The organism is uncultured Corynebacterium sp., from assembly GCF_947253065.1.
Taxonomy (GTDB): Bacteria; Actinomycetota; Actinomycetes; order Mycobacteriales; family Mycobacteriaceae; genus Corynebacterium.
On record NZ_CAMXWS010000001.1, the window covers coordinates 41,540 to 64,189 of the forward strand.

Annotated in this window: 18 protein-coding genes and 1 tRNA gene; 11 read left to right on the plus strand and 8 right to left on the minus strand. The window is 57.2% G+C overall.

The window, feature by feature from the left end; genetic code table 11:
- Positions 1-6 precede the first annotated feature (6 nt).
- The gene (locus tag Q0X21_RS00210; protein ID WP_297849682.1) at positions 7-441 is read right to left on the minus strand and encodes a PaaI family thioesterase; all 435 of its coding nucleotides are present in this window, start codon (positions 439-441) and stop codon (positions 7-9) included.
- Between the two features lie 115 nt (positions 442-556).
- Between Q0X21_RS00210 and gndA the strand changes: the two genes are divergently transcribed.
- The 6 genes from gndA to Q0X21_RS00240 all read left to right on the plus strand — a co-directional run bounded on the left by gndA (position 557) and on the right by Q0X21_RS00240 (position 8,313).
- A complete protein-coding gene (gndA, locus tag Q0X21_RS00215) occupies positions 557-2,068 on the plus strand; it encodes an NADP-dependent phosphogluconate dehydrogenase (RefSeq protein ID WP_297849683.1) in 1,512 nt (503 codons plus the stop codon).
- A gap of 63 nt (positions 2,069-2,131) precedes the next feature.
- The gene (locus Q0X21_RS00220) at positions 2,132-3,472 is read left to right on the plus strand and encodes a DEAD/DEAH box helicase (RefSeq protein WP_297849684.1); all 1,341 of its coding nucleotides are present in this window, start codon (positions 2,132-2,134) and stop codon (positions 3,470-3,472) included.
- A gap of 22 nt (positions 3,473-3,494) precedes the next feature.
- Entirely contained in the window at positions 3,495-4,877 is a 1,383-nt protein-coding gene (locus Q0X21_RS00225) for a hemolysin family protein (RefSeq protein WP_297849685.1), read from the plus strand.
- Entirely contained in the window at positions 4,874-5,926 is a 1,053-nt protein-coding gene (locus tag Q0X21_RS00230; RefSeq protein ID WP_297849686.1) for a hemolysin family protein, read from the plus strand. The genes Q0X21_RS00225 and Q0X21_RS00230 overlap by 4 nt, the downstream gene beginning before the upstream one ends.
- On the plus strand, positions 5,926-6,810 hold the full coding sequence (locus Q0X21_RS00235; protein ID WP_297849687.1) for a 3-methyladenine DNA glycosylase: 885 nt from the start codon (positions 5,926-5,928) through the stop codon (positions 6,808-6,810). Before Q0X21_RS00230 ends, Q0X21_RS00235 begins: the two co-directional genes overlap by 1 nt.
- Before the next feature lie 39 nt (positions 6,811-6,849).
- Positions 6,850-8,313, plus strand: a complete 1,464-nt coding sequence (locus tag Q0X21_RS00240; RefSeq protein WP_297849688.1) for a vWA domain-containing protein — start codon at positions 6,850-6,852, stop codon at positions 8,311-8,313.
- Between the two features lie 259 nt (positions 8,314-8,572).
- Here Q0X21_RS00240 and Q0X21_RS00245 read toward each other — a convergent pair whose 3' ends face one another.
- The 5 genes from Q0X21_RS00245 to secA2 all read right to left on the minus strand — a co-directional run bounded on the left by Q0X21_RS00245 (position 8,573) and on the right by secA2 (position 13,594).
- Positions 8,573-9,145: a MerR family transcriptional regulator gene (locus tag Q0X21_RS00245; RefSeq protein WP_297849791.1), complete on the minus strand. Its 573-nt coding sequence runs from the start codon at positions 9,143-9,145 to the stop codon at positions 8,573-8,575.
- Positions 9,146-9,274: 129 nt separating this feature from the next.
- Positions 9,275-9,895: a bifunctional nuclease family protein gene (locus tag Q0X21_RS00250; RefSeq protein ID WP_297849689.1), complete on the minus strand. Its 621-nt coding sequence runs from the start codon at positions 9,893-9,895 to the stop codon at positions 9,275-9,277.
- Between the two features lie 6 nt (positions 9,896-9,901).
- Entirely contained in the window at positions 9,902-10,639 is a 738-nt protein-coding gene (locus Q0X21_RS00255; protein ID WP_367172597.1) for a MerR family transcriptional regulator, read from the minus strand.
- A gap of 119 nt (positions 10,640-10,758) precedes the next feature.
- Positions 10,759-11,190 carry an oxoglutarate dehydrogenase inhibitor Odhl gene (gene odhI, locus Q0X21_RS00260; protein WP_297849690.1) on the minus strand — a complete coding sequence of 144 codons (432 nt, stop codon included), beginning with the start codon at positions 11,188-11,190 and terminating at the stop codon, positions 10,759-10,761.
- Positions 11,191-11,296: 106 nt separating this feature from the next.
- Entirely contained in the window at positions 11,297-13,594 is a 2,298-nt protein-coding gene (gene secA2 / locus Q0X21_RS00265) for an accessory Sec system translocase SecA2 (protein WP_297849691.1), read from the minus strand.
- A 107-nt stretch (positions 13,595-13,701) separates the two neighbouring features.
- On the opposite strand from secA2, the gene Q0X21_RS00270 reads away from it, so the two are divergent.
- Positions 13,702-13,775, plus strand: a tRNA-Pro gene (locus tag Q0X21_RS00270).
- 62 nt (positions 13,776-13,837) lie between these two features.
- Here the strand turns inward: Q0X21_RS00270 and Q0X21_RS00275 are convergent.
- A complete protein-coding gene (locus tag Q0X21_RS00275) occupies positions 13,838-15,211 on the minus strand; it encodes a nitrate/nitrite transporter (protein ID WP_297849692.1) in 1,374 nt (457 codons plus the stop codon).
- A gap of 107 nt (positions 15,212-15,318) precedes the next feature.
- On the opposite strand from Q0X21_RS00275, the gene Q0X21_RS00280 reads away from it, so the two are divergent.
- From Q0X21_RS00280 to Q0X21_RS00290, 3 genes are all read left to right on the plus strand, one after another.
- Positions 15,319-16,941 (plus strand): cation:proton antiporter family protein, encoded by a 1,623-nt coding sequence (locus Q0X21_RS00280; RefSeq protein ID WP_297849693.1) that lies wholly within the window; start codon positions 15,319-15,321, stop codon positions 16,939-16,941.
- A gap of 216 nt (positions 16,942-17,157) precedes the next feature.
- Positions 17,158-19,236: a hypothetical protein gene (locus Q0X21_RS00285; RefSeq protein ID WP_297849694.1), complete on the plus strand. Its 2,079-nt coding sequence runs from the start codon at positions 17,158-17,160 to the stop codon at positions 19,234-19,236.
- Between the two features lie 132 nt (positions 19,237-19,368).
- On the plus strand, positions 19,369-20,697 hold the full coding sequence (locus tag Q0X21_RS00290; RefSeq protein ID WP_297849695.1) for a DUF418 domain-containing protein: 1,329 nt from the start codon (positions 19,369-19,371) through the stop codon (positions 20,695-20,697).
- Between the two features lie 11 nt (positions 20,698-20,708).
- On the opposite strand, the gene Q0X21_RS00295 is transcribed toward Q0X21_RS00290, so the two are convergent.
- A complete protein-coding gene (locus Q0X21_RS00295; protein WP_297849696.1) occupies positions 20,709-21,665 on the minus strand; it encodes a PHB depolymerase family esterase in 957 nt (318 codons plus the stop codon).
- A 182-nt stretch (positions 21,666-21,847) separates the two neighbouring features.
- Between Q0X21_RS00295 and Q0X21_RS00300 the strand changes: the two genes are divergently transcribed.
- Positions 21,848-22,648, plus strand: a complete 801-nt coding sequence (locus tag Q0X21_RS00300; RefSeq protein WP_297849697.1) for a class I SAM-dependent methyltransferase — start codon at positions 21,848-21,850, stop codon at positions 22,646-22,648.
- The last annotated feature ends 2 nt before the right edge of the window (positions 22,649-22,650 follow it).

The window sequence follows — 22,650 nt, forward strand, 5'->3', positions numbered from 1 at the left end:
CATGCTTTAGGAGCCCATCACCATTGTGCGCAGGCTGCAGATAGCGGCGAGCTTGCCCTCGGAGCGCATCTCAATGCGCCACAGCTGTGTACGACGGCCAACGTGTACTGGTGTGACCTCCGCTTCGATCTCACCGTCGGTGACGCTGCGCAGAAGATCGGTGCTGTTGTTCATACCAACAACGGGTGCTCCCGCTGCGACAAAGCCAGCGAACGAACCCATTGTTTCGCCGATGGAGCAGAACACTCCGCCGTTGACCACGCCCGCTGGCTGGTGGTGCTTCGGTTGCGCCTGGACGGTAGCAACCATCTTTTCTGGACCGAATTCGGTGAATGTCAGGCCGATGAATTTGTCGAATTCAGTGGCTGCCGAGTTGAGCAGTGCGAGTTCTTCGTCATTGAGCTGGCGGTTTTGCAAGTGCTTCAGATCATTGATGTCCATGTGATGTGACCTTAGCAACAAAACAAGTTTTTAAAGTCAGACAATCACATCTGTATTCAGAAATTCATTTCATGCTTTGCTCCACCGGGAAAATCACGTGCGTATGCTCAAGGACATGACTTCGAACGACGCATCTTCCACCAACGCTGCCCCTAACAGCACTGACACCGCTTCCGCCACCAGTCAGGCTCAAATCGGTGTCGTCGGCATGGCCGTGATGGGCTCGAATTTGGCCCGCAACTTCGCTTCCCGCGGCCACACTGTGGCCATCTTCAACCGCTCTCCGGAAAAGACTCGCGCGGTGATGGAACAGTACGGGGATGAAGGAGCCTTCATCCCATCTGAAACGATCGAGGAATTTGTAGCTTCTTTGGAGCGTCCCCGTAAGGCCGTGATCATGGTGCAAGCTGGCAACGCCACTGATGCTGTGATCAATCAACTCGTCGAGGCGATGGATGAGGGCGACATCATCATTGATGGTGGCAATTCGCTTTTCACTGACACGATCCGACGTGAGAAGGAAGTCGCTGCAGCTGGACGCCACTTCGTCGGAGCCGGCATTTCCGGCGGTGAGGAAGGTGCACTGCGCGGCCCATCGATCATGCCGGGTGGCCCGAAGGAGTCGTGGGAGACCCTCGGTCCCCTGCTCGAGGACATCTCCGCGAAAGTCGATGGTGTTCCTTGCGTGACCCACATCGGCCCGGACGGCGCCGGCCACTTTGTCAAGATGGTGCACAACGGCATCGAATACGCAGACATGCAGGTCATCGGCGAGGCCTATCACCTGTTGCGCTACGGAGCAGGCATCGAACCGGCTGAGCTGGCGGAGATCTTCTCTGAGTGGAACCAGGGTGATTTGGATTCTTACTTGATTGAGATCACTGCCGAGGTCCTGCGCCAGGTAGATGCGAAGACCGGCAAGCCGTTCATCGACATTATTGTCGACGCTGCAGGTCAGAAGGGCACCGGCCGCTGGACGGTGAAGGAAGCGCTCGATTTGGGTGTTCCGACCACGGGTATCGGCGAGGCGGTCTTTGCACGTGCGCTGTCTTCCGCTCTCGCCCAGCGCGAGGCGGTCAAGGAAACCGGCTTGCCTTCTGGCGAGACTGCAACACTCGAATCGCTCGGCGTGGACAAGGAACAGTTCGTCGAGGACGTTCGTCGCGCCCTCTACGCATCGAAGCTGGTTGCCTACGCGCAAGGGTTTGATGAGATCAACGCTGGCTCGCAGGAATACGGTTGGGGCCTGAAGCCACAGGATCTGGCCACCATTTGGCGTGGCGGTTGCATCATTCGTGCGAAGTTCCTCAACCGCATCACTGAGGCATACAACAACGATCCGCAGCTGCCGTCGCTGCTGCTGGATCCATACTTCCGTGGTGAGCTGGAGAATGGTCTGATCGACTCCTGGCGTCGTGTCGTCATTACGGCCACCCAGCTGGGTCTGCCGATCCCGGTCTTTGCTTCGAGTCTCTCCTACTACGATTCGTTGCGTTCTGATCGTTTGCCGGCGGCCCTGATTCAGGGTCAGCGTGACTTCTTCGGCGCGCACACCTATAAGCGCGTGGATATGGAAGGCACCTACCACACGACGTGGTCAGGTGAACGCGAGGAAATCAGCTACTAATAGCACCAGCACTGCGCGTTGCGCAGACTCAGGCACCGCGGGTAAGTCACTAGACTTCCCTCGGTGCCTTCTTTTTCTGAATTGGGGCTTCCACGCCCCCTGGTCGATGTCCTGAACAAGCAGAGCATCACCGAGCCATTCCCTATTCAGGCCGCAGCGATTCCCGCTGTCCTTGACGGACGCGACGTTCTTGGCCGTGGCCCTACCGGTTCGGGCAAGACATTCTCATTTGGTCTTCCCATGCTTGCGCTCTTGAGCGGCAAGCCGTCGGGTCCGGGACGTCCACGGGGGCTTGTTCTTGCGCCGACGCGCGAGCTTGCTGCGCAGATCCGTCAGCGTCTCGATGAGCCCGCGGCAGCTCTCAACCTCCGGGTTATCGAAGTCGTTGGTGGGGTGAATATCAACCACCACATTCGCTCTCTCGCCGCCCCGGTAGATTTGCTCGTGGCTACACCTGGGCGCGCCCAGGACTTGATCAATCAGGGCAAGCTGAGCTTCGATGACGTCGCCATCACAGCTATCGACGAGGCCGACCAGATGGCAGACATGGGCTTTTTACCTCAGGTGCGCAAGCTTCTCGACGCCACACCTGAAACCGGGCAGCGGCTGTTGTTCTCGGCAACGCTGGATGGCGACGTCGATAAGCTTGTGCGCAGTTATCTCACAGATCCGGTGACGCACTCGACTGCGCCTGTTGCTGCGGCTGTGGATTCGATGGAGCACTACGAGTTACTCGTGGGTACGCGTGAAGCGCGCAATGAGATCGTCCCCTTGATCGCTGCGCGTGAGGGCAAAACGATCATGTTCATGCGCACGAAGCATGGCGTAGATCGCCAGGTGAAAAAGCTGCGTCGCGTCGGCGTGAATGCGCAAGGAATCCATGGTGACAAAAGCCAGGGTGCGCGCACTCGTGCGATCGAAGGTTTTGCTGATGGCAGCCTTCCCGTGCTGGTGGCGACGGACATCGCTGCGCGTGGTATCGATATCAGCGATGTGTCGCTCGTGGTTCACGTTGATCCGCCTGCTGAGCACAAGGCCTACCTGCATAGGGCCGGACGAACCGCACGTGCTGGTACCTCCGGTACGGTGGTCACCCTCGTGATGGATGAGCAACGCAAGGACGTAGACCAGCTCCTGCGTAAAGCTGGAGTGAAAGCGGAAAAGGTCGAGGTTAACGCGGGGTCTGGTGAGCTTGCTAAAATCACGGGAGCGCGTGAGCCGAATGGTGAACCGCTTCCCCCGCCGGGCCAGACTGCAGCTTCCCTTTCATCCCGCAATCAGCGTTCGGGAAATTCGCGGCGTGGACGGCAACGACAAAACGGCCAATCTAAATCTAACGGTGGGCGTCGCCGACAAAGGAGTTCCCGGCGCCAGGGCGGGTCCCGCCCAAGCTCAGGACGCTGAGCTGTAAAGCGTTAAACCACTCATGGACATATTGATTTCCATCCTTGCCTTGATCGGCTTCGTGCTGCTCACGGCTTCTACCGGCCTCTTCGTGGCCATCGAGTTCGCGATGACGGGTCTAGAACGATCGACCATTGAAGCCCACGTCCAAGAAAAGGACGATAAAACTGCACGTGCGGTGCAGCGCGATCACAGTAATCTGTCCTTCGTGCTCTCCGGTGCGCAGCTGGGCATCACGGTGACCACACTTGCTACGGGCTTTCTTGCCGAGCCGGTGCTTGCCCGGTTCTTCACTCCCCTTCTGGAATTGTTTGGGCTTAGCGAATCTGCCTCGCGCCCCGTGGCGTTGATTCTCGCCCTCATCGTGGCAACAACGTTGTCGATGGTGTTTGGTGAGCTGGTGCCGAAGAACCTTGCCATTACTCACCCACTCCCGACTGCACGCTTTGTTGTTCCTCCAGTGAATGCTTTCAACACTGTCTTCACGTGGTTCATCAAGGGCATGAATGCTTCCGCGAACTGGTTCGTGCGCAAGCTCGGTATCGAGCCTGCAGATGAGCTGGCTTCGGCCCGTTCTGGCTCTGAGCTCGGCGCCATGGTGCGTAGCTCCGCTGAGGCCGGTGGCTTGGACGCAGCTACGGCACAAATGCTTGATCGCTCTCTCCAGTTCGGGGAGACCACCGCGGAGGAAGTCATGTCTCCGCGGTCAACGGTGAATTCTTTGGATGTAGACGACACTGTCAGCGATCTCATCGCCCTCGCGATAGAAACTGGCCACTCGCGCTTCCCAGTGCGCCGGGGCGACCTTGACGACACTGTCGGTCTGGTCCACATCAAGGACGCCTTCTCAGTTCCCCGTGATGAGCGCGCCACCACTCGGCTGGGTAGCTTGGCTAAGCCAGTTTCCTTCGTTCCCGGCACCCTCGACGGAGATGCAGTGCTCAACCAGGTGCGTTCTGCTGGTTCTCAGATGGTTCTCGTCGCCGATGAATATGGCGGCACCCAAGGCATCGTCACCATTGAGGATGTCGTCGAAGAGATCCTCGGCGAGGTGTACGACGAATACGATGATCGCGAGTCGGAGCGGGACTTCCTCCGCTTTGGTTCATCGTGGGAAGTTTCCGGCCTCGTGCGTCTCGACGAGCTCGCCGAGCGCACAAGCTACCTTGCCCCTGATGGGCCATATGAGACCCTGGGTGGTTTGATCATGTTCGCCCTGGGCCGTCTCCCCCAGGTCGGCGATTCCGTGGTCCTGCCTGTGTCTGGGAACGAACTGCAGGATGATTTCGAAAGTGGCAATGCTGGCCGCTGGGTCGCCCGGGTATCGGTAATGGAAGGACGCCGCTTGGATAAGGCGATTCTCACTCCGATTTCTAATGAAGAAGCTGCGGGGTGGAACCAATGAGCATTTGGGTAGCCATTCTCCTCATCATCGGCCTACTACTGGCGAATGCCTTCTTCGTAGCATCCGAATTCGCTCTCGTGTCATCCCGCCGCGACCGCCTCGAATCCATGCTTGCTCAGGGCAAAACTGGTGCACGCCGTCCTTTGGAGGCGACTGAACACCTTTCTTTGTATCTGGCTGGTGCTCAGTTCGGTATCACGATTGCCTCGTTGATCTTGGGCAAGGTTGCTGAGCCAGCGATTGCTCATTTCCTCGAGGAGCCGTTCACTGGGCTTGGACTCCCGGAGAATCTTCTCCACCCCTTCTCCTTCATCATCGCACTGCTGCTCATCACGGTTTTGCACATCATTTTCGGTGAGATGATCCCGAAGAATATCGCGATCGCGGGTCCAGAAACCCTCGCTGTGTGGCTGACTCCGGCGATGGACTTGTGGGTGAAGGTCACCCGCCCGTTGATCTACGCATTGAACGAGCTCGCGCGACACACGCTCAAGCTTTTCGGCGTCGAGCAGCGCGATGAGCTCGATACCACTGTTGACCAGGAGCAGCTGGCCAACATGATTCAGGAATCCAGGCAGGAAGGGCTTCTCGACGCAGAGGAGACCGCCCGCCTTGCTAATGCACTGTCCTCCGAATACCGCAGTTTGAAGGAAGTAATGATCCCGATCGCGGATGTGGTGACAATCCCGTATTCCCGCGGTGGTATCGCGCTTTCGGCTTTGGAGCGCGCTGTACAGGACACCGGCTTCTCCCGTTTCCCCGTTGCGGGTTCCGATGGCGCACTGCTCGGGTATATCCACGTCAAGGACGTACTGGACCTTCTGGAATCGGAGGCTGCTAACCCAATCATTCCGCAGAACCGCGTGCGTCGACTGAGCATTGTCGATGGCTCCGGCACACTGGATGAAGCTTTGACATCCATGCACCGTCGCTCCGCGCACTTGGCACAGGTTCGTGACAATGGAGAGTTGGTTGGTGTTCTCGCGCTCGAGGATCTCATTGAGGAATACGTGGGCACCGTGGCTGACTGGACCCACGAAGGCAACTGATGTCTGTCGATGTCGCCCATAAGCTCACTCGTAACGAGTGGCAGGACCAGATGCGCGCGCACGAGGAGCGCGCTGCACAGTGGATTGATCCGCATCTGGCACGCCGTTCGCGGGGGCAGAAACATCCGATCTGGGACTTCCTCTTCGACTATTACGCAGTGCGCCCAGCGCACGTCATGCGTTGGCATCCAGGGCTGAACACAGCGCTTATCGACGCCGCCGATGCGCCGCACGCCCATTGGCGCGACTACCGGGTGGAGTCGGATGGGACGGTAAGTACGGTAAGTGCGGACGTCGAAAAGTTCTTAACGCACCGCGGCAATGCGATGGACAAAGTGCTGACCTTGCTACGTGCTTCTGAGTCCAATCGCGCGCAATTCGACTGTTTCGGTCTTCATGAATGGGCGATGGTCTACCGCACCGATACTCCGCGGCATGACCTGCCGCTTCGCCTAGGAGCTGAAGGAACCAACGCAGTTGTAGAAAGCCACGATATTAAGTGCACGCACTACGACGCGTTCCGTTTCTTCACTCCCCCAGCTAGACCCCTGAATCTCACGGTGCTCAACAGCACAACGCGCCCTGAGCACGAACAAAAAGGCTGCCTGCACGTGGGCATGGACTTATTCAAATGGGCAGTGAAAATGGAACCGCTCGTGCCTGGCGATCTGCTTTTGGATTGCTTCGAGCTCGCCCGCGATATTCGCCTCTTGGACATGGAGGCCTCTCCATACGACTGTCGTGGGCTCGGCTATGGCGTTGTAGCTATTGAAACCGCAGAGGGTAAAGCGGAATATGTTTCTCGCCAACGAGCATTCACCGAGCGCGCAGATCTCTTGCGACACCAGCTCATAGCGATCCTTGAGCACGTGTGCGAGGGCTAGACTAGGTGGGACGAAGTCTGCTCGAAAGGGGCTTGCGCCATGGGACGGCACTCCACCGGTAAGAACAACTACTCGCTGTCTAAGGGGCTCATCGCGCTCCTTGTTGTGATCGCACTTGTGATCGCAGCCGTCGTGTTGTGGTTGATGCAGCGCGGCGACAGCAATTCCAGCGGCGAGGGCAACGCTGCTGGTGAGCAGCAGGAGTGTGTCTCAGGCGAGTTGGAACTTCCACTCGCGGCGGCAAACAAAGCAATCGGCGAAAAGCTCGTCGGGGAATACGCCGCTTCGAACCCGGTGGTGCGTGATTACTGCATCAAACCGACGTACGTCGACTCCATTGAAGATGCAGCGGTCTACATCGCCCCGCGCACCCCGATTTCCGAAGAAGAAATTAAGGCTGCCGGACGCAGTGCTGCAACCAATGAACCGCCAGCAGTTCATGCCTCACCCGTCGGTCTCGCTGCGCAGGATGATGCTGTTGCAGACGCAGCTTCATCCGACATCTCAAAGGTAGTCTTCGCCACTGATGAGCAGCCTGAAGCTTCAGCACTTGTGGCTAACCAGGTGGCAGATTCCGAGGAAGCAGCCACCGAGGCGCTCGACAAACAGCGCGTTGGCACCACAGCTGAAGGTGCAGGCAAACCTGACGCCGCGGTAGCTACCACTGAAGACAACGCTCCTGAAGGATCAGCCTTCACCGCTCTCGATGGTGCGGACCTGGTATACAACGCAATCCCGTTGAACACCACCGGGAACGTTAACGAAGAACAGACCCGTGCTGCCCAGGCATTCACCGATTACGCCGGCAAGATGTTCATTGATGCTTCCGGCGAAGCAGAGCACACCGATCTAAGCACTATCGGTGCACCTGTTTGGAAGGCAGCCGCACCCGCGAATGGCACACGCGTGACCGGTGATGAGAAGGCTCCTGAGGAGCAAGCTGATGCCGAGCAGACTGCTTCCGGTGAACCTGCGAATACGATCTTCGTGCTTGATACATCTATCCACATGTCGGAATTCAATGACACAGCCGCGACCGCGATCGACGAGATCGCGCCGATGCTTACCGACGGCGGCAACCAAGTCGCCCTCTGGAACTACTCCTCCCCGCTCACCCCGGGCGTGACCAAGGGCTACCGTGCAAATGTCGCCCTCACTGATGATCCGAATTCTGTAATCGGCACTGCTCATCGCTTCATCAACGGCGGCCAGCCGCAAACCCGCGAGGCTGTGCGTGCTGCAGTGGACTATGCTGTCACCGAATCAGCACCTGATCATCCGGTGCGCATTGTCCTGATCACCTCCGGTTCAGCCGACATCGCCGATGACTACGCATTGCAGGCTCTTGCCGATGCTAAGGACAATGGCGTGTCCCTGACCATTGTCCGCACCGGCAACGGCGAGCCAGATGAGAAGCTCGCCGAAACCGCTGAGCGCACTACCGACGCGGCTTCGCCGGCCGATCTCAACGCAGCCATCCGCTCCGCTGCCGGGGTGAACTAGCCATAGCCCTCTTGGTCAAGGCGCGCTTGTTCGCCAGGCACGCCGAGTGACCGGTGGATTTAGATTGCATCTGCCCGACTGGGAAGCTCTAAAAGTCCAGGTCAAAACTACTTCACGATGAAACTACGTAATCTAGATCCACACCAGTCGGTAAGAACCCAGCATGCAATTACTTCCGCCTCCGCCTGAGACATAGCAAAAAGGTGCGGCCCCGCTATGGGGAACCGCACCCTATGTACTTGGGAGTAACTAAGACTTTTTAGGAGCTACGACGGCGACGGCGATCAGCCAGCTCGTCAATAGCGACGACATTCTCACCCTCGTCTTCGGCAGAGCCACCAATGCGCTCGGACGGGAAGGCGGAAATGGTGCCAGTGAGTTCCTTGACGATCTGTGGCACAGCAATACCGAAGACGCCCTGACCACCACCGAGAAGATCGATGATCTCATCGTTGCTGCGGCACTCGTAAACGGTGGTGCCGTCGGAGACGAGAGTGATCTCGGAGATCTCATTGATGCCACGGTCACGCAGCTTGTCCACTGCGAGGCGGATATTCTGCAAGGAGATGCCGGTATCCAGCAGGCCCTTGACGATCTTCAGGACAAGGATGTCCTTGAAGGAGTACAGGCGCTGGGAGCCAGAGCCGGTTGCATTGCGAATGGACGGCCGCACAAGGTCGGTGCGCGCCCAGTAATCCAGCTGGCGATAGGTGATTCCAGCGACCTGACAGGCAATCGGGACGCGGTAGCCCACCTCATCAGAGGGGCCCAGATCAAAAAGCGATTCTTGAACTGGTGCTTCAACGCCTTCGGTGGCGGTGAGGTTCTCAATCGTACTCACGTAATTACTCCCATGAAGTTTAGGAAAGAGCCTAATGATTATTTAAAGGCAAGCATATGCTGTGGTCAAGACCACGGCGATCAACACGCCGAAGTTTTAACCTCAACTTTAACTTTAGAGTTACTCTTCCCCACTGTCATCTTGAGTCCCATCAGACTCAGGAAAATCGCCGAAACCGAGATCTTTTTCCTCAACGCCCAGTTCACGCATCAGTTTCTCGAAGTCACGGTCAGCCTGCGCATCACCAACAGCGGAATCCCCCTGCCCCATACCGTTGGATGCTTCTGCCCCGCTTGGAAATTCTGAATCAAATTCGATATCGAAGTAATCTGCGGCATCTTCTGCACTCATCCAGAGCGATGCTTGATTGATTACGTCTTCGTCTACCTCGATCGGCAAATCAAGCATGACGGAGAGAATCAATGCATCGGTTGGGCGACAATCGAATTCAGCGCCGTCTTCCATGGCAACTTGGGCGATGAAGACACCGTTGTAGTAGCTAGTCAATTCGATTGAGGACACGCCAGCCGTGGATTGCCGGATCATGTCGACCAGCAGATTGTGTGTATCCGGCCGGGTCGGCTCCCATTCACCAATACGGCTCAGCAGTTGAGCTCCTCCAACTGGTGGCAACCATACGGGAAGGAACCGACGGCGTTCTTCCCACAGCAAAGCGGCACAGAGGTAGTTCTCTGGACCAATGGGAAAGACACCGCACAGTCTGACTGGAACAGTACTCATAGTGGATTAAGCCAAACCGCGACGCAGCTCGTTCTTCACCAATGCAGCGTGCAGGGAAACAACCAAAGCGCTCATCTGCTGATTAATCTCGCTGGCTTCCTGCTTAGCGGCGGTACGCCCGGACTTAGCAACCGGACCAGTGACCTGTGCAATCAGGTCCGCCTGACGGGTAGCGGATTGGCGGATGCTCTTGAGGTGGCGGGCATCAAAACCGAAATCAGTCAAGGAGACTGCGGTAGACACCACGTTCACGTCATCAACAGTGAACAGTCCGGAAGAGTCCGGGACAATCAAACCAGCACCAATACAATCTGCAACTACGGATTCATCACAGCCAGCCTGCTCGGCGACATCCGCATCAGTCAGGCGGGTGGATGCTGGAGCCGCGAATTTCTCGGGAGCAATGATCGGATCAGCATTATTCTGACCGGCCAGAACAGCTGTGACCTTGCCAGAGTCCATGGCTTCAAGCTGCTCACGGATCACTTTGAGCGGCAGGTAATTATCACGCTGGGTGATCAGAATGTAGCGCAGACGCTCAACATCAGCTTCGGTGAAGCGACGGTACCCAGACTGGGTGCGCTCCGGGGTGATCAGGCCCTCTGATTCAAGGAAACGAATCTTGGACACGGTGACATCCGGGAATTCCTCGCTGAGGCACTTGATCACGACACCAATCGACATGGTCTTCGTGCCCGAGCGGGGTGCCTGATTGCTCGGTTTTGTTTTCCGGATTGCGCTCACAGTGTCTAACTCTGTCTAACTTGGGCCAACTCTGCTTGGTTTTCGCCTGAAATATTCAACAGGCGAGGGGTTTCGCTTCTCGTGGGCGCTCCCCGCGCCGTCGGATAAGCGAAAGTCTTTTAGTCCTCGTCGGCGATAAAGACGAGACGGAATTTACCGATCTGAATCTCGTCGCCGGTGGACAGCGTCTGAGAGTTGCGCGGCTCACGGTTGACATAGGTGCCGTTGAGGGATCCGACGTCAACGACCTCGAACTCGCCCTCATTGCGGCGGAACTCAGCGTGGCGACGGGACACGGTGACATCATCGAGGAAGATGTCTGCCTCCGGGTGGCGACCAGCGGTCGTGGTGTCGCGGTCAAGCAGGAAGCGTGCGCCAGCATTCGGGCCACGCTTGACTACCAGGAGCGCCGCGTCCTGCGGCAGGCCATCTGCTCCACCAACGTGGTCAGAGGCGGTGGTTGCTCCCGTCTCCATCTCTTTCAGAAGATCCGCACGGAAGACAGAGGTGGTCTCTACCTGTGCCTCCGGTGTACCGGTGTTCTCGCTCATCTCTTCTCCTGACGTTTTAGACGGATACAAATCAATTTAAGTCCACGATCATCATACTGACAACTGGCTGCAACGCGCGTTTGAGACACCGCCAAGCGCCCAGATATCAACGGAAAATGCTGGCAATGCCTGAAATAACGGAATTTCCGCCGCCGGAAAGTGGGTTGTCAGAAACCATGTAAGTCCACGTCGCATTGGGTCGAACCCAGCCTGCATCCTCAAGATGCGCACCATTGGAATCAATTATGACTGTGTTGAATGTCTCAACCGCGCGTTCGACAGCTCGGTTCGCCAATTCTTTGAACTCACGCACTGCGATGCGGTGGTACTCCGTGATTGGCGTTTCACGCGCGATCGCACGCAAGTGAATGGACTCGCGCACATCATCCATCAAAGCGAGGTGCTCAGACCACTCATCGTCGAGGTGGAACAGCATTATTTCGCGTGCAGCTTGTTCGAGCACTCCCCGATCAATCCCCTGCGCCTCAAGCTCAGCTGCACGCTCCGGGCTCCGCTGGGCCAACTCATTCCAGGCTTGATCGGTATCCAGCAAAGAAACACGTCGCTTATCGACGATCTCCCTGTGGTCCGCCAACAACTGGTTGTACTTCCACGTCTGTGCGTGGATTTCCAGCAATTGCCCCTCAGTGACTCGCTGGCAGTGTTCGATGAAGTCCTGGACACGCTTGGAATCAATCAAACCGCGTTCATCTGGCTGTGCACTGACGCGCTCATCCGCACCGCCGGCGGTCACAATATCGTCTTCGAGGGAGACGAAGAACAGGCTTAAACCCGGATCGCCCTGACGGCCAGCACGGCCACGCAGTTGATTATCCAGTCGTGCAGTTCGGTGGCGAGCAGTACCGATCACGGCAAGGCCACCAAGTCCGACCACTGCGTCGCGGTCCGATTCATCAGCGCCGCCCAGGCGAATATCGGTACCACGACCTGCCATCTGGGTAGAGACAGTCACTCGACCAAGATCGCCAGCTTCAGCGACAATGCGCGCCTCTTCCGCATCGTTTTTCGCATTGAGCACATTGACCGAGATGCCCTTTTGCTCCAAAGCCTCAGCCAATGCCTCAGACTCGGCAACGTCATGTGTACCCACGAGAACAGGTTGACCTGACGAGTGAATGTGCGCGATCTCTTCAACGATCGCTGCGAACTTCTCCTCCATCGTGGCGTAGATCCGGTCTGCCTCATCAAAGCGTCGAAGTTCCTTCGCGCGGTCGATGACAGAGACGTGAAGATCATAGAACTGACGCAGCTGATCAGTGGCCTCGACGGCGGTGCCGGTCATGCCGCAGACCAATGGGTAGCGTCGCATGAGCGCCTGCAACGTGACCTGGTCCAGGATGCGCCCGCCTTCGGAGACGTCCAGGCCTTCCTTCGCTTCCACAGCAGCTTGAAGTCCATCTGGCCAACGCTGCAGTTCAGCCACGCGTCCGCGCGAAGCATCAACAAGGTCGATCTTTCCATCTTGGACGATGTAGTGAACGTCTCGAATCAGAAGGGCCTTGGCGTGCAAAGCCAGATTGACGCGCACCAGGATCGTGCCGATATTTTCGTCCGAGTACAGCGAATCAATGCCCAAGCTGCGCTCGATCTTGTTCGCTCCCTCATCAGTGAGGAAGACATTTCGGCGGTCCGAATCGATCGTGTAGTCCTTGTTTTCCACAAGGTGGGACACCGCCTCAGTGATCTGACCGGTGGCCTGCTCCCCCGGTTTCGCGCCGGCGAGAACGAGGGGTACCAAGGCTTCGTCGACAAGCACGCTGTCTGCCTCGTCGACGAGCGCGACGTCTGCCGCGACCTGGACTGTCTGTTCGCGGTGCGTGATTTGGTTATCGCGCAGGTGATCGAAGCCGATTTCAGTGACAGGCCCGTAGACAATGTCGCTGCGATACGCGCTCACGCGCTCTTCGCGTGTCGACGCTTCCGTCACCGACGCCACCGACAGTCCGAAGAACTCTACGAGTGGTCGCATCCAGTCCGCGTCACGAGCCGCGAGATAGTCATTCACCGTAATCAGGTGGACCTTCTTGCCCGTGAGAGCAAAACCAGTCGCCGCCATCGCTCCAACGAGAGTCTTACCCTCTCCCGTAGCCATCTGGATGACATCGCCTTCCAGCAGGCGCAGCACGGCCTGGTTCTGCACCTCAAACGGTGTCATGCCGAGCGTGCGAGTTGAAGCGACCGTGAGCACCGCTAGAAACTCTGGCTTTTTCTTGATCTGGCCTGCCTCAACGGTCCCCCGAACCGCATCAACCAGCTCAGCATCGCTGCGGTGCTCATAGTCCGCAATCAGCTCGTATGCCTGCGTCACGATGCCTTTCGACTTCTTGTCGTTGCGCTCGGCGGACGCGCCCATCGCTTTCCAGAACCAGTCAAACTTGCCCATGAGGCAACTTTACGTGACCAGCCGATTACATCAATCACTCGCCCGTACGGTAATCTATCCGTCGTTCGACGCGAGCATGCCCCGCGCATGCACCGCAACATGAACATCGGGCTGTGGCGCAGTTTGGTAGCGCACCACACTGGGGGTGTGGGGGTCGCAGGTTCAAATCCTGTCAGTCCGACAAAACAGCAAGAGGGGTTCCGGCACAGCACCGGAACCTCTCTTCTATTGTCGTATTCTCCGTTATTCGTCTACCTCTACCACGCGGTAATTCGCTCCACTGACGGCCTTTGACGTTGCACGCTTCGAAACGAGGAGACCGATGAAGCCGATTGCCCACACGGCAAAGACGGCAATCCAGGCAATCCGGAAGGAGTCCCAGGTGTAGTTGCCACCACTGGAGTTCAGGTCGAGCAGGAAGCCCACGCACGGTGCCGCGATCATCGTGGCAACGAAGCCACCCATATTGGCCAGTCCAGTGCCTGTGGCGAGAATCTTGCGATCGACCTCTTCACGGACGGAGTCGAAGCCGAAATTCGACTTAGCGCCAAAAGCAGCCATCAAGATATTCAGAACAATGATTGCCCAATAAGTCGGCGGTTCTGTAGGAACGAAGAACGCCACCCAGACCAAAAGATCCAGCACGGCGATGACGGCGACGACATTGATTCGGCTACGGCCGGTGCGCGCGGAAACTATGCCCATGAGCGGGCCAGCCACGATGACCGAGAAGGTGTTGATCACCAGCACCAGACTTGCCTGGCTCGGGCTGAGGCCCAGACCCAAAGTCATAAGTGGCATGCCCCACAACAGCGTGAAGATGCACTGGTACATCAGCCCAGTCCAGTGCGTGAAAAAGCCCTGCCAACATACCGGATCTGTCAAAACGCGCTTCAAGGTCTCACCAATGCTGAGTCGCTCAGAAGCGGGACTCTTGTGGGCTTTCTTCTTGCTTTTGCGTTCCCCGGGGGCGTCGGCAAGCGCGATCAAACCCACGACCGCGATGATCAAACCAGCAGTGGTGAGTGAGATGAATGCTGGCACCCATCCTGCGGCATGAAGAATAGCCAGGAAAGGCACTGCGGAAATGAATTGCCCCAACTGGCCCAGCCCAGCGGTGAGCTGGGTAAACAGTGGGGTAAGACGCAACGGGAACCAGAGTGGAAGCAAACGCATCGCGCCCAAGAAGGCCGACGCATCGCCAGCGCCGATGAGCACACGTGCTGCCACCGCGAGCGGGTAAGACGTAGAAAATGCGATGATCACCTGGCCTAGAGCCATGATCAAAGCGCCCGCAACCATCGTCTTCTTCGGGCCAATGCGGTCAATGACTATGCCGGTGGGAATCTGCGCAAATGCATAGACTCCAACCTGAACAGCAGTAAACACTGCAAGCTGCGAGGCATTGATATGGAAGCGATTAAGCGCATCGACGCCCGCCACACCGAGTGACGTGCGACCCACAATGGCAACAATGTAGAGCGAAAGCGCCGACAACCACACTGCGATGGCGCGACCAGTGAGCTGCTCGCGCGGATCCTGAGCTGTGGAGTTGGCAGGTTGGGACTGCGACGACCCCTGATCACTAGTATTGAGCTGCTTTTCCACGGGTCTCATGCTAGACCTCACCAACACTCCCCCTTCCCGATGGGTCAGTCCCCCCCTTCGGGGGATTACGTGTTTTATGACGCATGAATGAGCTTTGATCCGGCAGACTGCAATCCGTGGAACTCCTGTTGACTTACCTCGCTGTGGTGTTCGGATGTGGCCTGATTGCTTGGGCTGTGCGCCTACCACCGCTCATTGGCTTTCTCGTCGCTGGTTTCGCTCTTAATGCTTCCGGTGTCGAGCATGTTGGCTCACTGAATCTCTTCGCGGATCTCGGTGTGACCCTCATGCTATTTGCTATCGGTCTCCGCCTTGATCTGAAAGCGCTGACCGATAAAGCGATATGGCTCACGGCAAGTGCCCATGTTTTGGTGATGACGCTGATCGGATCGGCCTTCATTACTGGGCTCGGTGCGCTGGGTGCCTTCGGCCCAACCAGCTTTGGGGTCGCAGTCAATATCGCCGTTGTATTGAGTTTCTCCAGCACGATTGTCGTGATCAAGATCCTGCAGGATCGTGGCGACGAGCAGGCCCTTTACGGCAATATCTGCATTGGTGTGTTGATCATGCAAGACATTCTTGCTGTCGCTTTCATGAGCATTCTCCGTGGTGAGCCACCACACCTTGCTTCCCTGTTGTTGATTCCAATCGTCCCATTGCTCGCCTTGACCACGCGGCGTTGGTACAAACTCGGACACGGTGAGCTTGGCGCGATGTTCGGCATCGTCATGGCGCTGCTTCCCGGCTATGCCCTTTTTGAACTTGTTGGGCTCTCCGGCAGTCTTGGTGCGTTGATCATGGGCGTAGTGCTCTCCCGCTCTCCTGGCGCCGAACAGCTCAGCCACTCCCTATTCACGCTCAAGGAACTGCTTCTCGTTGGATTCTTCGTGAATATCGGATTCATGGGCCTGCCCAATTGGGAGAATCTGCTTGACGCTGGTCTTCTTCTCCTGCTTCTTCCAATCCAAGCCATGGCGTATTGGGCGATTCTTTGGCTCCTTGGGCTGCGTAACCGTACGTCCGTGCTCGCCGCCTTATTGCTGTCGAATTACTCCGAATTCGCGCTCATCATTGCCGCATTGGGTGTTGCAGACGGTTGGCTCAACCAGCGTTGGCTGCTGTCACTGGTTCTTGCGGTGTCCATCAGCTTCGTCGTCTCCGCGATCGTCAACCCGCAGTCTGTTTCACGCGCTACTCACCTTGCCAAGCGCCTGCCCACTCGTCCGCCGCACAAGACTCATCCGGAGGACCGTCCCATCGAATTGGGCGACGCACATGCACTTGTTCTCGGTGTTGGACGTTTGGGGCTCGCAGCCTACATCGAGCTCAGCGAGGTCTATGGTGCAAAAGTCCTTGGTGTGGAGCACGACCCAGCTCGAGTCCGCCACTTGCAGGAGCGTGGCTATAACGTCGTTGAGGGCGATGCCACAGACGTTGATTTCTGGGAGCGCGTTAAAGATAGCCACCAGATCAACATGATCATGCTCGCCATGCCTTCCCAGCACGCCAACGTGGATACCGTCAAGGAAATCCACGCTTCCAAGATCAACACCGATGAGTGCACCATCAGCTCCGTGGCCATGTACCGCGAAGACGTCGAAGACCTTGAAGCACTCGGCCTCAACGTAGTTGTCCACCTTCAGGATGGTGCTGGTGAGTCTTTGGCAGAACGCACGTTCATTGAGAATCAGAAGAGGGTCAATGGTGTCGAACCTGTAAATCCCGCAGATCAGGCCTAAACCGACTCACCGATTTTTTAGACCTTTCGCCACTCACACACTTTCTCGGGTAAGTGTTCAACACCTCTGCTAGATTCATGCGCGAGAACCTTAGAAGCAGCTGCAGCCGAGCTGGAAGCGCCATGAATACTTGAGCGGACCGCGGGCAACACCACCGGTGAGCAGCTGGATCTCCCCAGAACGTTCACTTGTTCGGTCCGCTATCAGGAGTTAAACATGGGCATTTCTGCTCGGCGCCGTGCGCTTCGCTTTAACCGAGTTATGGCCATTGCTCTGGCTTCAGGTCTTGCCGTTTCCGGTGTCCAGGTGGTCAACACTACCTCTCCGTTCGGCGCACCTGTTGCTATCGCACAGGACAACACTGCAATTCCAGCTAAGGCTGTGACGGTTGAAGGCCTGTTCGATGGAGAAGGCAATAAGGTCACCACCGACTACGATGCTCTGGCCAAAGGCAATATTGATAACTCCGCGGGCTACCAGCTCCGCCTGAACGTTGATATGTCGAAGGTGTCCAAGGACGGCAAGATCGACGTTTTCTTCGGCGCAGCCGAGCAGCCACACTCTGGCGGCGGCATCGCCATTGGCGAAGCTGACGCGAACTTCGGCATCGAAGGTGGCCTGTCCGACGTTCTGAACATCAAGAAGACTTCGGCTTCCTTTGGAGGAGGCAAGGTTGCTAGTGGTATCACCATCACCGGTCTTGATAACGCAGACAACATCACTTCCGGCACCGTCCCGATCACTGTGCCAGTGCGTATTGTGGCGAACTTCTACGGCGCTGGCGATGGCGTGACCCAGGGTGCTGAGGGCCAGAGTCCTGAGTGGAAAGATCAGCCGGTCAAGTACTGGACTCGCACGGCTGACGGCAATCTTAGTGCACCGGATGCCACCCCATTCGGCTTCAATATTTCCTACCGCCAGATCGTCAGCGGCGTCAATGACAACGACAGCAAGTATCAGTCGTGGACAATGCCGGTGTACAACAAGGACGCTGACCCGGACAATGTTCACCTTATGCTGCGCGGCATCACTCCGGTGAACACTCCGAACGGTACTGCTGCTGTCACTTACCACCCGAAAAACGATGGCCTGAATGATGATGATCCGTGGGAGTTCACTGACCCTTCTAAGTGGGAAGCAACGATCACCAAGGTTTCGCTCATCAGCGGCTCCCAGCAGTCGCCGCTGACTGAGGAGCAGAAGAACGCAGTCAAGCTCGAGGTCGTTGAGGACGATGGGGGCTTCCGCGTCATCGTCTCCAATATCCCGAAGGATGCACGTGTCACGTACGAGGTTCGTGAGATCGGCCTGGTTCCTGCAAACAAGACTGCCCAGTACCGTCTCGCGCCTTCGAAGCACGATCCTGCAGTTGGTGGTGTTTTCGGGCGCGCTAATTCCGCTGCGAATGTCGTTGATCCGAATGCTTCGGTCGATGCTGAGAGCAAGCCCGCTGCAAAGGTCCTAATCAACGGCAAGGAATGGACTGAAGAGGAGCCATTCAAGTTCAAGCCGGGTGAAGAGATCGAGCTCGAAATGGAGCTGTCTCAGGAGGGCAATACTCGCCTTTCGCACCCGACGATCACCAATGAAGCCGGTGAGGTTGTCGCTGAAGACGCGAAGGTCACCGTCGAGGCGGGTAAGCCGCAGACGCTCAAGTTCAAGTACACGCCTACTAAGGACGACAGCGAGCTGAAGTTCAAGGTCACGTACGCAAACGACAAGAACGTGGAAGCATCGACCTGGGTGGCTACTTCTGGCTGCGACTGCACCGTCGACTACCAGGGTGAAGAGAAGCCGATCCAGGAAGTCATCGATGACCTGAATAAGCGCCTTGAGAATGTTGAGAAGGAAAACGGCCAGCTCAAGGACCAGCTCGGCGAGGCTGAGCAGGCAATCAAGGACCTTGAGCAGGCTGACAAGGACCAGCAGGCCAAGCTTGAGGACGCTGATAAGCGCATCACGGCTCTCGAGGGCCGCCTGAACACCGGCTTGGGCCGCTGCGTTGGCGCGATCGGCGGTTCCCTGCTGTTCATCCTTCCGGCTATTGCGATTGCCTCCCAGCTTCTTGGCGGGATGCGTATTGCTGCGATTGATGAGTTCGTTGCGCAGTCGCAGAAGCAGCTGGGCATCTGGGATCCGCGTCTTGCGAAGATCGTCAACGACAACCGTGGCGCGATCGCTGCAGGTGTCGGCGGGCTGAGCCTGCTTACGCTCGCGCTGATTCCAGGTCTTTGCGGTGAGGCCTCCCTGGGTAAGGCTGCAACGGAGCAGCTCTCCTCCAAGAAAGACGCATAAACATTGCATAGTTTTGAGCGCCAAAAGCTAGTCGCTTCATTAACGCGCTAGCACCACAAAAGGGACGTATGATCAGTGGTGAAACACCACGTCATCGTCCCTTTTGCTGTTGGAAGAGAGGACCTTTCGCCCATGGCTAGTCATATCCAGCAAACTGCGGGTCTGAGAAAGATCCGGTATATCGCTCCCGATGTTGCACGAGGGATGGCGCTGCTGGGGATTGCGCTGGCGAATGTACCCACGGGCTGGCTGGCTGATCCTGAAGCAGTGCGATCGGGTTATTTCGGTGGGACGGGTGAGCATGCAAGTGCTCTGGACATTGTTCTGATCGTGTTGCAGGCGATGTTTGTCCACGTGCGGGGGCTCTCGATGTTCTCTGTTCTCTTAGGCATGGGCATCGGCATGATCCTGTGTAGCCTGTGGCGGCGTGGGTATACCAATGCGGCAGCGAAGAAAGTGTTGGCCAAACGTTATTTCTTCCTGCTGTGCTTCGGCGTGGTTCATCTCCTGTTCTTCTTCCCCGGTGACATCCTCACCGCCTACGGCATCTGTGGAATGGTCGTGGCGTTGCTGATCGGTTGTTCTGATCGAATACTGCGCATCATCGCTGGGGTAATGCTGGGGTTATGGTGCCTGTGGTGCACGCTTGGTGCGCTGATGATCTTCATCGAAGGGCCCGGTGCACCGACATTCGATATGAGCATGTTCTATTTCGACACTGCTGCAACGTACCCAGAGCAACTGCAGATGGCAGTGGGCATACTGGCGGAGCAAGCCTTCCCGGTCATCTCGATCCTTCCGATGATTCTGTTGGGTTTCGTGTGGGGCCGGGAACGGGTGATGGAGGACGTCGATAAGCATGCGCGTCGGCTCTGGGCCTGGGTGATTGTGACGCTGCTGGTTGTCGTGTTCGTGGGTATTCCGTTCGGTCTGTCGTCTGTGGGGATTCTTCCCTACGCATGGGAGCCTGGTTTCGCGATTCTGAATCAAGCTTTCGGGCGGCTGACCGGCCCAGGAATCCTCGCCGCGGTGATGCTGGCGATGCGGCCAATCCAACGCCGGATCAATGCGGGTGGCGCGATTCCAGTCTGGTTGAGTGCGTTCAATGCGTTGGGGAAGCGTTCGATGACCGGGTACCTCGGGCAGACAATTATTCTGTTGCCACTGACGGCGCCGTTCTTGCTCAATTTCGGGCATGACTTGAATATTGCTGGCCAGGCGGTCCTCGCTTTCCTCGTGTGGATGGTGACACTTTTGGTCGCGTGGTGGATGGAACAACGGCGTATCCCTGGACCGTTTGAGAAACTTCACCGCACTATGTCTTACGGGCGGAATGGTCTGCCCGAACACTATGAGCTCACGGCGAGAGAACGTGAACGCGGCCTGGGGCGAACCAAGATCGGTTACAAGCAGAGAATTGCTGGCAACTGGGAACTGGCTATGCCACACAATAGTTGCTAAGGACCTCTGCCCTATTTCAAATCATCGCGTCCGCTGATGCCGAAGAACTCGAGGATTTCTTTCGACGCGAAATTATCGGTGGTGTTCTCCCCAGGACCATTATCGCTATCGTTGCCGGGCCAAATGTGACCGCTGCCGTCGAGGCGGTAGTGACGCAGCTCCGCATCGCAGTGGCGCCAAATGAATTCCTCACCGGGTCGACTGATCGGTTCAACTTCCGGATCGGGGGCGCAATAATTGCGCTTCGCTGCCTCAGCCATCACTTGTTCATTGGGCATATAGTGAGCGCCGTGGCGTGTCCCACCGTCGTAGTTGATCACTTTGTCGTTGGTGCCATGGAAATCGATTTGTTTAGTGGGAATCGGTGCGCAACCTTCATAGACCTTGTCGTAGAACGCTGCAGAAACAGTGGCGATCCCAGTGAGCTGGTGGGCTCGTTTGCATGCAGTAAATGCTGCGAAGCCGCCGCCGTTTGAATGGCCTGCAGCGAAAACGCGGGCGTGGCTCACCGGATAGGTATCGAGCATTTCCTGACGGACCGAGTCGAAGAATTCAAGGTCCTCCTCCCCCGTCGTCTTCGCATATGGCGCGGGCGCCCAGGCAGTGTCAACGCCTTTCATGTACACCACGACGGCATTGGCATCATCGAAATCAGTGAGCTTACGAATCGTTTGTGGGCTCATCTTGTAGCCGTGGAACACGAAGAGCAATGGAAGGTTGTACCGGTCGTCCACATCAGGTGGCGTAGTCACCAGATATTCACGCTCACGCCCGGCCACCGTGATGGTTCGCTCATGCGTGGTGGGTTCGCCAGTGAATTCAGCTTCGGCCTCTGCAAGCTCCTCACGGACTTCATTCGCCGCATCGGTGACTTGGAGGTCCTCTTCATTCTCCCCACATGCACCAAGACCAGCGATGGTGACAAGCAGTACCGCACTAGTGGCGGCGATGCGTGCGTGTTTCTTCACTGGTGTTCGTGTCTTCCTTGCAGTCAACGTGGGAGCTTTTCGGGTCATTCTCAGGGCGGAAAATTTGACGCCCAGCACGACAACCTACGCCATCGTAACGTTGATATCTAAAACCCGCGTGGCGCGTCAGCACCGTTCACAGCAAATTCGACGGTGCTGCCAAAGCAGGTAGATTTCATCGCATGGACTCACACCCGGACCCCAGGTTCTTCAAGCCGAGCGGCAAGCAAGCTCCGGGCTTTGCCACTGCTTCCGCGCGGGTGTTCACTGCTGGTGCCTTCGCCACGGGCGCAGACGATTATGAGGACGTGCGCCCAAGCTACCCGCCTCAAGTCGCGGCACTCGTGAATAAAGCACAGACGCTTATCGACGTCGGCGCCGGCACCGGCAAACTCACCTCCACGTTGCTCGCGCCGGGTAGATCAGTGTGGGCGGTGGATCCGTCGGCAAGCATGCTCGAGATGCTTCGTACGCATCTGCCCAATGTTCCTGTGTGGCGGGCGACGGCGGAAGCGACTGGTCTTCGGGACCGGAGTGTTGATGCGTATGTCAGTGCGCAAACGTGGCACTGGGTCGACGCGGCCGCCGCGAGTGCGGAGGCTGACAGGGTCGTGAAACCTGGTGGTGCGCTCATGCTGTGTTGGAACACCCTCGATGTTTCACACCCGTGGGTGTTGCGTCTTTCCCGGATCAGCCACTCTGGCGATGTGCACCGTGAGGGTTTCTACCCAGAGGTGAAACAGCCGTGGGTACTAGAAGAAGAAGCGCGTACCCGATGGTTCCAGGCAATCACCCCAGAGCAGCTTTTTGCGCTTGCGCGCACGCGTTCATACTGGTTGCGGGCCAACGAGAAAACCCGGCAGAAAGTGACAGACAATCTGTGTTGGTATCTCTACGAACGTCTCGGCTTCGATCCCGGGCAACCGATACCACTGCCCTACCGCACCGACGCGTTCTTGTACCGCAGGGCAGCCACTACCTAGCT